Source organism: Lacticaseibacillus manihotivorans DSM 13343 = JCM 12514 (assembly GCF_001435035.1).
GTDB classification, from domain to species: domain Bacteria; phylum Bacillota; class Bacilli; order Lactobacillales; family Lactobacillaceae; genus Lacticaseibacillus; species Lacticaseibacillus manihotivorans.
Window position 1 is genome coordinate 1 of record NZ_AZEU01000163.1, and the last position, 11,354, is coordinate 11,354.

Below are 11,354 nucleotides of genomic sequence, written 5' to 3' on the forward strand. Positions count from 1 at the left end.
AGTTCGCCTCACGGTGTCGTGCCACGGAGTGGCTAACTTGTTCTTGCAATTTGCGCCTGTTTTTATTCTTTCAGTTCACGCAAAAAACAGGATCACCAACATGGTATCCTGTTGCCTAAGCATTCAATTGATCGCGATTGGTGCGCGCCACCACTTGCGGGAGCACTGGTGCGCCAAAGTATTCCCCGCTACCAGCGACGGCGCCAAGCACGCGGGCCTGCATCGCTAAGCCTTCAGAATCAACGCGATGCGCACATAGCGGTACACCTGATTTCTTCGCTGCCTCTGCAATAACTTGTTGATGAGCAGTCGAATCTTGTTGCAGGTCCACCACTAGCTCTGAAAGAAACGGCAAACAGCCTTGCCAATTGCTATTGGCACTGGGATGCAGCCCGAAGCTGATGCGATGTTGGGCAAAACGTTCTGCATTGGTGGCCACTAAGGCGACGGATGGCGTTTGGGTCAATACCAAGTGCAACTCATCAACAGACTCGGTGTCATCCAGCCACTTGCACAGTTGTGGAAATAATCTCGGGTCAGCAAACTGTGTTGCTGAAACTTCAAGGGCGACTTGGCGCAATTGGGTCTTCACGCTGGCGGCTTTGAGAAACCGCAATGCTTCTGAAATCGCCATATGCCATTGATCTGCCCGCTGCCAAGCTTGGGCTTTTTCGACCCAATAACGTGCAGCCAAGCCAGCACACAGCGGTAAATGATCATCGAAGGTCATCACCGATTGGGTGTATTCCACAAAGAAATGACTCACCGTTAAACGATCATGCCGCCAAAGTGTGCGCCCATTGACCGTCAACGTATCGCGCCCGCGGGCTTTTGAGCGGTACAGATCCGCATCACAGCGCGCATACAACGCGTCAAAATCGGCATCTTCAACGCGTTGATCCGCCATCCCCATTGAAATCGTCACATCGATTTGTTGATCCGCGGCTGATAGCGGGGCTTTGCGCATCGCTTGGCGGCAGGCGATCGCCAAATTTTCAGCATCATTCAACGTGATATGTGGGAGTAACACGGTGAATTCTTCTCCGCCAGTCCGATAGATCCGCGCACCGTGTGGTTTTAAAACTGATTCTAAGCGATGTAAACAGGCAATCAACACGGCATCGCCCACCGGATGACCGTAATGATCATTGATCCGTTTAAAATAATCGATATCTAGCATCATCACGATCAGCGATTGATTGTGTTTGCGAGCATGGTCAAAAGCCTGGGTCGCATTTTGGCGAAATAAACCAAAACTGGCGGCATTGGTCAACGGATCGAAATTCACTTGATGGGCTAACTTGGAGTATCGCTGATCCGCAATGCGTAACGCTTTCCAATACCAAAAGTTGACACCGGAGATGATCAAGTACGTGATGATCAAGCCAATGCGAGTCGACCAGTCAAGTTCTGTCCGCGGTACCCAATAGCCGGTCACTAATGCCAACATCAACAAAGTGTTCCAGCTGAAATGCTCACGCAAGGTGTTATAGTAACGCTGCATGACATAGATCACTAAAACTTGTCCGCTCATGCCGAGCCCGAACTGCCACCAAGTCAAGGTGTCGTGATTTAACGTCGAAAAACCGATCAACGCTAGTCCGCGCACCCATAAATGTCTGCGGTTCATATCCGTGCCTAATAATGGAAAGGCTAAAACCAACACCTGCAAGTTCTCATAAACTTTCATCCGTTGCGGGTCGATCCATTGCGCCAATTGCAAGCCAAAAGCCACGCCTACGATCATCACATCGATACGGATCGGGGTATAAGGATGGTCGCCATTGAGCAGTTGATTGTAGTAGGTCACATAACCCGCCAACGCTAAAACTGATATGATCGTGTCAACGAACCACTGCGAGAAAATACTGACCATGGCGACCCCCTTTTCGTTTTAATTCACTAATTAATACGTTAATATGAGAATATCATTATCCAGCGGGGAAAACGAGGCCAATTATGCACGCTTGGGCGTTATGGGCGATTCATGTGTTACTATCAGCCGGGATCGTCGCCGGCTATACCATGTATTATGAATATCTTTGGCGTCAACGTGGCTTGCTGGCCCAAATCGGTTTACCAGTATCCAATGCGTTATTGGCGGCTTTTTGCGTGTTGTGCGGCACGGTTTACCCAGATTCACAACGCTTTTATTTGAATATCGCCTACTTTGCGTTGGTCATCGCCTTATTAGATGGGCATATCGGCTGGCGCGGTTATTTGGTGCGCGGTTTGTCGCTGCTGGCATTCATCGGCTTTTTGCCCGTCACACCGATCGCCAATGAAATTTGGCCATGGATCTGGATCGGGCTGGTGATTGGCTTAGTGGTCTTATGGTTTATCCATAAATATGTCGCTTACCACTTATGGGCAACCTTAGGCTTAGGCGTTTATTTTTGGGCCTTGTTTTGGAATCCGCAAGTCACCACTGCCGACGTGATCACAGCTCGCGTATTGATCACCTTTTTGATTTTGGTGGTGGAACATCACTGGTTGTGGGGCTTTGAGCATCGGCGGCGCGATCAAACTAAGGCGTTAAAACAAGTCGCTGATCACGATCGCCTGACCCACGCGTTATCCTACTCACGCTTTCGCCAAGATCTCGCTGAAACCATGACGCAAGGTGGTTTCAACTTGGTGATGTTTGATTTGGATTATTTCAAATCGATCAACGATGAATACGGGCATCCTGCTGGTGATCGAGTCTTACAACATACCGCCGAGTTGGTGTCAAAATTATGCACGTCCTATCAAGCGACCCTTTATCGCACTGGTGGCGAAGAATTTTCGATCATCACTGATGCCGACGTTGATGTCAATGATTTTGCCCGCGCGCTTTGGCAACAATTGCGTAACCATCAATTCCAACTCGAAACCCATACATTAAAACTGTCTGCTTCTGTCGGCGCCACAGTTGGTGCAGCAGACGAGCACACGGTTTTAGATGTGATCCGCCGCGCAGATTCAAATTTGTACTTATCCAAACGCCGCGGCCGTGATACCGTGACCATCGATGGCAAAACCTTGACCACTGCTGGCACTCGCGAATTGTTGAATTTGTTTGCATACTATACTGCCCCAGTGGTGAATCTTGCCACTGGCGAAACCGCGGCGAATGTTTTAGCGGTATTGCGCTTTGACCAAAATCAAGGGCAGTGGATCGACTCGATCGGCGCAGGCTTTGATGTGCCCACGATGATTCAGATCTTACAAGTCAACGACTCGTTATTGCCACAACAACCGGTTTTGCCAGTCACCGCCGCGCAATTCATTGATCCCGATGCCATTCAACAGCTGTGTGCTTATAATGCCAGCCGCCCAGCTGATGAACAACTCGTGCTCAGCTTAAGTGAGTTGCCGGTATTTTCAGACTTTCGCAAAGCGTCAAAACAGTATCATCAAGCCGGCATTCACGTGGTATTGGTGATCAAAAATCTCCAACCTTATCAAAATACCCGCCAAGTCCGCCAGTGGATCCCTTATTACGATGAATTAGAAATCGACTTGGACACTTTAGCGCCGCGTTTTGGTGAGCCTGGTTTTGCCGAAAAAATGCAAACTTGGCAACAAGCCTTAACTGATGCTGGCAAAGATTTGATCGTTTCAGGCATCGCCAACCGTAACGATGTGCAAACCATTCGCAACTTAGGCATTCAATTTGGCCGCGGGAAATATTTTGCTGAACCGACCTTACCTCGCATGTAAACATTTCCCGGGAAATATTTTGAAGCATCCGCTATTTTGTGGATGCTTTTTTGGTGATGCCAAGCTTCTAGGCGTGAATTTTAATGAAACCGTTTGTATACTGAAATCAGAAAGGTGTGAGGCATCATGACGATCGGCGAACAATTACAAGCGGCAAGACAAGCGCAACAACTGACCCAACAACAAGTCGCCACACAGTTACATGTGGCCAGACAAACGATTTCCAACTGGGAGACTGCTCGCAGCTATCCTGATATTACCAGCCTGATCGCACTCAGCGATTTGTACGAGGTGTCTTTGGATCAGCTGCTTAAATCCGATGCGATGTTATTAGCCGATCTCAAGCAAAAAGAGCAAACCCGGCGCACCACCAAAGCTACCTATTACTTAACGGCGATGATTGCCTACTTAGCCTTAGGCATTGGGTTGGCCCATGGTTGGGGCTTTGCGGCCGCAGATATGTCGCCTTTAGTTGAGTATGCGTTGATCCTAGTGGTGTATCTCTGCATTCCAGTGATTTTCATCACGGGCAAACGCTATCGGCACGCTTACCACTTGGCGAATCAAATGTTGCAACATCGCCGCAGTGTGATCGACTTGATGATTTTCACAGTAGGCTTTGGTGTGGTTGCACAGTGGGCCGGTTGGCCGGAATGGATCGGATTGGTGAGCGTCGCCATCATCGCTGGTGGATTGACTTATTATTGGCACCGCACTGATGTGCATCACGGCGCCTAGAAAAAAATTTCAACCTTGGCGCCAGTTTGCCCATAGCTCCAAAAACGCTCAGTCTATCACCGATTTTGTTTCAACGCTATCCTGACACCAATTGGTTCAGGAATAAATGACACATTTCATCCGTGCGATGATTTTTTCGATCAAAAGTTTCAAGGTCTGTTACGTAACAAAATAACGTAACCGCTTGCAAATTAAATTGTACCATGCTATATTTTTGTCAGGAGAAGTGATCAGCTTAGCGCAGGCTGACCGTACCACTTCACGCGGCGGGGGAAGACCCAATGCTAAACCAAAGAGACGATCCCGCAGCAGACTGGGCTTAACTGTCGAGTTCTGCTGGATCTCTAGTGCCAAAGTGCCGGTACAGTGAAGGGTCCCGATAGGACTCAAACCAGGATACAGCTGGGGTGAAATCCTCATGGTGACATGAGAAGCAAGCAGTCGTCTGTACGCGAAAAGCTAATGCATTGCTGAGTAGCGTCCAAAGCGGTCTTGGGCCAATCCCCCAGGGCTTCGCAGAAACGGGCTTGATACATGAAGCACTGTTAGCACGTAATCGCATAGGCCTCTACGCCAAAAGCCCACGAAATTGAATGCAATTTCGTGGGCTTTGTGTGTCTTTGACGGATAAAACGTTACGGGATACTGATGCCAACTAAAAACAAAAACCAATACAAACCGAGGCAGATTGTTGCTACTCCGAGCACACCGAGCACAATTTTCCACACTTTTGAGAAATGACTTTTCACGCCTGCAATGATCAAGACGATCCCCACTACCACTAAGATCACTGCGATCACAACCCACGGGATGATCACTGACATCTTGTCTCCTCTTATTCAGTCCACCCATTACCCATTTTAGAAGCGCTTTCTTATTGTGATTATATCAGCGCAAGCATCGCACCAAGGATCTCGTTTTTTAGCCAGCTAACTGCCAAACTCATTGTTTTCTCATCACACTCATGCTATATTAATACCAACAAACTTTCGGAGGATAGGTCATGTTGATCCAATGGTTAACGATCGCGCATGCAAATTTTAACAAAATTGCCGCTTAGGGGCAGAGTCTGCCCTAAAATCGTTAATCGTTGATCAACATGCCGCCAAGCTGAACCCAACATGCTGCGGTGTGTTGGGTTTTTGTCTGCACATTTTTGCAGGCTGAGGAATTTAAATTGAAAATCAAAAAACAGCTTTGGCGCGCTTATACCTACAGCTTCTTGGCGTACTGCGGTATCACCCAACTGTGGGTGATTTACTTATCCCAACTCGGTTTATCCTTAGTGCAAGTCGGCTTATGCGAAAGTATTTTCCATGTGGCCAGTTTCTTATGCGAAGTCCCTTCTGGCGTGTTAGCGGATCGCTTCACCTATAAGCGAATGCTGACGCTATCGCGAATTACGGCGTTGATCAGTGCCGCGATGATGCTTTGGCAAGGCGGCTTTTGGTGGTTTGCCATCAGCTTCGTGGTATCTGCTTGGGCATATAACTTGCAATCTGGCACGTTAGAGGCGTTAGTCTACGAATCATTAAAAGCTGAAGGCCAAGAAGCGGATTATCCGCATGCCACCAGTGTGATGAACGCCATGATCGAAGTTTCTGCCACTGGCGGCTTGCTGTTAGCCGGGTTATTGGTCCATGGCCACTTAGCCTGGAGTTATATCCTGGCTGTCGCATTGGCTGCCTTGGCGATGTTTGTCGTCAGCCAACTCAAGGAACCAGCGACGCATCAACCTCAAACCAATCACACCACGATCAAAACGATCATCACCACCGCCTGGCAGGTCCTCCAGCAAGACCGCGGCTTATTTGCCTTGATGGGCTTTGACGCGATTTTTTCCGCGCTGACCACTGGTTTTTTCTACTATTTTCAACAAGTGATGCAAGTGCGGCATTTCCCCAGTTGGTTGATCACCACCGCCTTGGCTGGCGCATCAATTACGGCGATCATCGCCATTCGCTTAGCGCCGCGCTTATTGAAGCACGCCAAACAGCGCGTACTGATCGGGTTGGCGGTGATGTTATGTGCCACCTTTTTGCTGGCAGCGTTGAATACCAACACCGTGTTAGTCGGCTTGTATCTGCTGAACTACGCGTTGTCTGCGTTGCTACCGCCGATTTTTAATGTGTATTACAACGACCGCATCCCCAGCTCTCAACGCGCGACTTTGTTGTCTGTAGGTTCATTATTGTACTCTTTGGCAATGATCGGACTGTTCCCGCTGTTAGGCTGGCGAATCGATCACGTCGGCTTTGCCCAAACCTTTAGTGAAGCTGGGATCACGTTGAGTAGTTTGCTGATCATCGGTTTAGCCCTTGCTTCACTTCGCCGAAAAGATTAGAATTTGATTATAAAATGATAGGAGGTCCATTTATGCGAGTCACGACAACTGATTTATTTGCTTTACACACTTTTTCAAAACCACTTTTGGTGGCTGGCGGCATTATTGCTGTGGATAACTGGATCGACGCCAAAACCAACACGTATCAAAGCACGCTAAACTATTTCCCAGATCAACAACCTGAAATCAAGCTGGGCTATGATCATCAACATGATACCGATCCGCAGTGGGCGCATGATCAATTGGCCTTTTTGAGCCAAGCCGATGATGGTACCTCGCAAGTCTTCACGCAAAGTTTGCTCGGCACGCCAGCGGTGCAGCGTACCTGGCTGAAAACTGGTGTCGACCGCTTTTTATGGGCGGCTGATGGGCAAGGTTGGTATTTACAAACCCACGAAAGCTTAGCGCAAACCTCCAAATTCCCACATGCGACGCGCTTGACCCGCATGCATATCCAAGCCAACGGTAGCGGCTTACGCTCAGAAAACACGCAAACCACTTTGTTTTATCAAGGCTTAGCTGCGGCAGATCAACAGGTCCTGCATCAAAGCGCGCACGCTTTTCATTTAGTGGCCGCCACAGATGACTGCTTGGCCCTCGCCTTTGAACCCGATGATCAATTCAACGGTGATCAAAGTCCGACGACCACCACTGAGCTTTTTGATTTGGCGACTAAACAACTGACACCGATTGTCACCGGTAATGCCAGTGCGACGAGCTTTTCACCTGATGGCCAAAAGTTGTTATTCGTCGGCGATCCCGGTGATGGCACGGCATTGGCAGATACGCTGATGATCTACGACCGCCAAGCACAGACGTATCAAGAAATTTTCAGTGATGCACCAGAAGTGGGCAATTGGACCATCGCCGACAGTCAACAAAACTTGTCCAATGTTTGGGCGCGCTTCGTCGATGATGATCACGTGATGTTCTTGTATAGCTTGGCCGGTGAAGTCTTTTTAGCCACCAGCGATTTGGCTGGACATTGGCAAAAACTCGACACCCCAACTGGGACGATCAGCGACTTCAATAACGATGGCGAAAAGATCGCATACACTTACACCAACTTCACCACGCCGAGTCAGCTTTGGGCAAACCTTGGCTTGGTGGCCGACCACAATACTGCTTGGTCCAAAGCGCATCAGGTCCAAACGCCAAAAGCATTCAGTTTCCCACGCGGCGGATATCATATTCAAGGTTGGTATTTACCACCAGTTGCGCCTGCTGCCAAGCATCCGGCCATTTTATCGGTTCACGGCGGGCCGCACGGGGCTTACGGGAATATCTTTTTCCATGAGTTGCAAGTCTTCGCGGCTCAGGGTTTCGGCGTGATCTTTTCCAATCCCCGTGGCAGTGCCACTTATGGCCGCGACTTCTTGGCTGGGAACTTGGCAGATTATGGTGGCGAAGATTATCAAGATTTGATGGGGGCGCTAGATTACGGGCTTAAATTAGATGACACGATCGATACCAAGCATTTGTACATGACCGGCGGCTCTTATGGTGGTTTCATGGCCAATTGGATGGTCACGCACACTGACCGCTTTGCGGCGATCGTCTCACAACGTGGCATCAGTGATTGGTTGAGTTTTTATGGCACCAGTGACATCGGCTTTTTCTTTGGGAACTTGGAACTCGGTCAATACCAACTCGATGGCAGCCATCGCGACAGTTGGTGGCACCAAAGCCCCCTCGCCCATGTCCAAAATGCCCACACCCCATTGTTGTTAATGCATTCTGAAGATGATTTGCGCGTACCAGTTGGCCAAAGCGAAGAATTCTATACGGCCTTAAAAGCCCAAGGCTCACCAGTCGAGTTCCTCCGCTTCCCTGACAGTAACCACGATCTTTCCCGCACCGGCTTGCCAAACTTGCGCCTGGAACGCTTAGACGCAGTCATAGATTGGCTCAAGCAACATTGACCATCCACAAGTGCAAAACTCCCGCGACCAAATTGAGTCGCGGGAGTTTTGTTATGCACGTGTGGATAATTTTTCTTCGAGATAAGTTTTCAACACCACGGCATTATTATGGGCTTCATCTTTGGCGCCAAATAATAACAACACCGGCTGCTTACTCGTCGCAACCTGCGTGACAAACGCTGGCGTATCTGGATTGGCGTCGAGTTCTGCGCGGTAACGCGTGGTGAATTCCGCAAATTTTTCAGGATCATGGCCAAACCACTTGCGCAATTCTGTACTCGGGGCAATGGTTTTGGTCCAATCATCTAATGCGGCGTTCACTTTTGAGACGCCGCGCGGCCAGACGCGATCGACCAGCAATCGCAATCCTGCTGGTTGATCATGGGCATAAATTCGCATGGGAATAATTTCCATCAGCTCACCTGCTTTCATTTGTAGTGTAAGCCTGTGGCCCAGACTTATCCACTGTGGACAACTGTGATTTTTCTTGGTGAAAGTTATCCCCAGCCAAGTAGGGTATAATAACGTTATTCAATCGAGGAGGTTTCCCCATGCAAAAACGGATCGCAGTCATTGCTGGTGGTGTGGTCGTGGTGCTCGCAGCAGGCTTTTTCGGCATCCGCGCTTATCACGCTCATGTCCAAAATGTGGCGGTGCAAAAAACTGCCACCGCATACACGCAAGCTTTTGCCAAACGCAACTACACCAAGTTAGCCGATCAAGTCAATCTCAAAAACTTGCCCGGCGGTTACACCAAAAAATCTCTGATTGCCCGCAACACCGCAGTTTTTGATCGCGTCGGCGCTAGTGACATCAAGATCTCCAAGCTCAAAGTCGGTAAAGTTCAAGGCACTTATGCCACTTTGAACTTTACCGCCACGATGCAAACCAAAATCGGCAAACTCAAAGCCCAACATTACGAAACCACCATCAACAAATCTGGCAACGCTTGGAAAGTCCACTGGACCCCAGCACTGTTATTCCCGCAAATGAGTGGCGACGATACCTTGCAGCTGACGACCATTCCAGCAACGCGTGGCCAGATCTATGACCGCAATCACCAACTCCTGGCCAAAAACGGTACGGTGATCCAAGCCGGCTTGATCCCAGGGCAACTCGGTACCGGCAGCACGCGCACGACCAACTTGCAAAAAATTGCCAGTGCTTGGGACGTGAAACTGACAAGTTTGGAAACTTTGCTCAAACAAAGCTGGGTCACCGACAATACCTTCGTACCGGTTAAAGTCGTCACTGAAACCCCAACGTTGACTGGCACGAACTATCAAACCATCGGCAGTCGCACGTACCCATTAGGTGAAGCTGCCGCCCAGTTGATCGGCTATGTCGGCAATGCCACTGCTGAAGACATCAAGAAAACCCCGACGTTAACCGCTGATTCACAAGTCGGCAAAGCTGGCTTAGAACAAACCGATGACAAACAGTTGCGCGGCACTGACGGCGGTGAGTTGTACATTTTACACGGCAAACAAGCGACGGTGTTGTTGAAGACGAAGGCCAAAGACGGCAAAGACTTGACCTTAACCATTGACGCCACCAAACAAAAAGCCGCCTATGCTGCCTTAAACAACAAAGCCGGCGCCGTGGTCACGATGGATCCTAAAAACGGCGAACTCCTGACTTTAGCCAGTGCCCCAAGTTATGACCCGAACAAGTTCGTCAACGGCATTTCCCAAACGGACTACGACTCGTACGCCAATAACAAATCGTTGCCCTTCGTCAGTCGTTTTGCCCAGCGCTATGCGCCAGGCTCCACTTTTAAAATGTTGACAGCAGCCATCGCTTTACAAAATAAAACCATCACGACCAGCACCACTAAGTCGATTTCTGGTTTAAAATGGCAGGAAAATTCCAGCTGGGGGTCCTACAAAGTCACCCGCACCGTTGACGCCAGTCCAGAAAATATGACCCAAGCCTTAGTCAACTCCGATAACATTTGGTTTGCACAAACCGCCTTGAAAATGGGCGCAAGTGCTTATCTCAAAGGCTTAGCCCCATTGTTTAAAACCCAAGCGACCTTACCTGTGACCCAAAACAAAGCACAGATCTCAAATTCTGGTAAGTTAGCGACGGACACCTTGTTAGCCGACACCGCTTATGGTCAAGGCCAACTCTTGTTATCGCCGATCCAACAAGCCGCGATGTATTCCAGCATTGCCAACGGCGGCGTGATGCAACAGCCGACTTTGATCAAAGGCCAAAAAGCTACGCGTACCACCGTCTTTGATCAAAGTGATGCCAACGCTGTGAAAACTGCTTTAACCCATGTCGTTTCTGATACGACTGGCACGGCTCATGGCTTAGCGATTTCCGGCCACACTATCGCCGCTAAAACTGGGACAGCAGAATTAAAACTCAAACAAGATACCGACGGCAAACAAAACGGCTTCTTAGTCGCCATGGATGCCGACAACAACAGCTATTTAACCGTTGCCTTGTTAGAAAACACCGGCTCTGGTCCCGTCGTCACCGCCATCAAACCTTATATCGAATCGTTATACTAACGTTAAAAAACCAATCATGGTCGCATGATTGGTTTTTTAATGCCGCGAACAATGACCTAATATTTTCCCCCGCGTTTTACAATCAAGTTAGCCACTATCGTTAGCACTCAGACAAAATAAAAA

General features: G+C 49.1%; 8 protein-coding genes. 5 read left to right on the top strand and 3 right to left on the bottom strand.

Going from position 1 to position 11,354, the window contains the following annotated elements; genetic code table 11:
* Nucleotides 1-115: 115 nt before the first annotated feature.
* Nucleotides 116-1,876, bottom strand: coding sequence for a bifunctional diguanylate cyclase/phosphodiesterase (locus FD01_RS09400; RefSeq protein WP_054718353.1), 1,761 nt, complete (start codon nucleotides 1,874-1,876; stop codon nucleotides 116-118).
* Nucleotides 1,877-1,959: 83 nt separating this feature from the next.
* Here FD01_RS09400 and FD01_RS09405 point away from each other — a divergent pair, with 83 nt between their 5' ends.
* Nucleotides 1,960-3,705: a bifunctional diguanylate cyclase/phosphodiesterase gene (locus tag FD01_RS09405; RefSeq protein WP_056963906.1), complete on the top strand. Its 1,746-nt coding sequence runs from the start codon at nucleotides 1,960-1,962 to the stop codon at nucleotides 3,703-3,705.
* Nucleotides 3,706-3,831: 126 nt separating this feature from the next.
* Nucleotides 3,832-4,443 carry a helix-turn-helix domain-containing protein gene (locus FD01_RS09410; protein WP_056963908.1) on the top strand — a complete coding sequence of 204 codons (612 nt, stop codon included), beginning with the start codon at nucleotides 3,832-3,834 and terminating at the stop codon, nucleotides 4,441-4,443.
* A 635-nt stretch (nucleotides 4,444-5,078) separates the two neighbouring features.
* Here FD01_RS09410 and FD01_RS09415 read toward each other — a convergent pair.
* On the bottom strand, nucleotides 5,079-5,267 hold the full coding sequence (locus FD01_RS09415; protein WP_054718366.1) for a hypothetical protein: 189 nt from the start codon (nucleotides 5,265-5,267) through the stop codon (nucleotides 5,079-5,081).
* A 353-nt stretch (nucleotides 5,268-5,620) separates the two neighbouring features.
* Between FD01_RS09415 and FD01_RS09420 the strand changes: the two genes are divergently transcribed.
* Both FD01_RS09420 and FD01_RS09425 read left to right on the top strand, forming a co-directional pair.
* A complete protein-coding gene (locus tag FD01_RS09420) occupies nucleotides 5,621-6,787 on the top strand; it encodes an MFS transporter (RefSeq protein ID WP_054718369.1) in 1,167 nt (388 codons plus the stop codon).
* Between the two features lie 32 nt (nucleotides 6,788-6,819).
* Nucleotides 6,820-8,709, top strand: a complete 1,890-nt coding sequence (locus FD01_RS09425) for an alpha/beta hydrolase family protein (protein ID WP_056963909.1) — start codon at nucleotides 6,820-6,822, stop codon at nucleotides 8,707-8,709.
* Between the two features lie 51 nt (nucleotides 8,710-8,760).
* Here the strand turns inward: FD01_RS09425 and FD01_RS09430 are convergent, their stop codons facing one another.
* Nucleotides 8,761-9,123, bottom strand: a complete 363-nt coding sequence (locus FD01_RS09430) for a DUF488 domain-containing protein (RefSeq protein ID WP_054718383.1) — start codon at nucleotides 9,121-9,123, stop codon at nucleotides 8,761-8,763.
* 137 nt (nucleotides 9,124-9,260) lie between these two features.
* Here FD01_RS09430 and pbp4 point away from each other — a divergent pair, with 137 nt between their 5' ends.
* The gene (pbp4, locus tag FD01_RS09435) at nucleotides 9,261-11,231 is read left to right on the top strand and encodes a penicillin-binding protein PBP4(5) (RefSeq protein ID WP_056963911.1); all 1,971 of its coding nucleotides are present in this window, start codon (nucleotides 9,261-9,263) and stop codon (nucleotides 11,229-11,231) included.
* The last annotated feature ends 123 nt before the right edge of the window (nucleotides 11,232-11,354 follow it).

What these genes read in the sequence shown, in the direction of transcription:
- FD01_RS09400 (WP_054718353.1), bottom strand. Translation starts at nt 1,876, where the DNA reads ATGGTCAGTATTTTCTCGCAGTGGTTCGTTGACACGATCATATCAGTT.
- FD01_RS09405 (WP_056963906.1), top strand. Translation starts at nt 1,960, where the DNA reads ATGCACGCTTGGGCGTTATGGGCGATTCATGTGTTACTATCAGCCGGG.
- FD01_RS09425 (WP_056963909.1), top strand. Translation starts at nt 6,820, where the DNA reads ATGCGAGTCACGACAACTGATTTATTTGCTTTACACACTTTTTCAAAA.
- FD01_RS09430 (WP_054718383.1), bottom strand. Translation starts at nt 9,123, where the DNA reads ATGGAAATTATTCCCATGCGAATTTATGCCCATGATCAACCAGCAGGA.
- pbp4 (WP_056963911.1), top strand. Translation starts at nt 9,261, where the DNA reads ATGCAAAAACGGATCGCAGTCATTGCTGGTGGTGTGGTCGTGGTGCTC.
- FD01_RS09415 (WP_054718366.1), bottom strand. Translation starts at nt 5,267, where the DNA reads ATGTCAGTGATCATCCCGTGGGTTGTGATCGCAGTGATCTTAGTGGTA.
- FD01_RS09410 (WP_056963908.1), top strand. Translation starts at nt 3,832, where the DNA reads ATGACGATCGGCGAACAATTACAAGCGGCAAGACAAGCGCAACAACTG.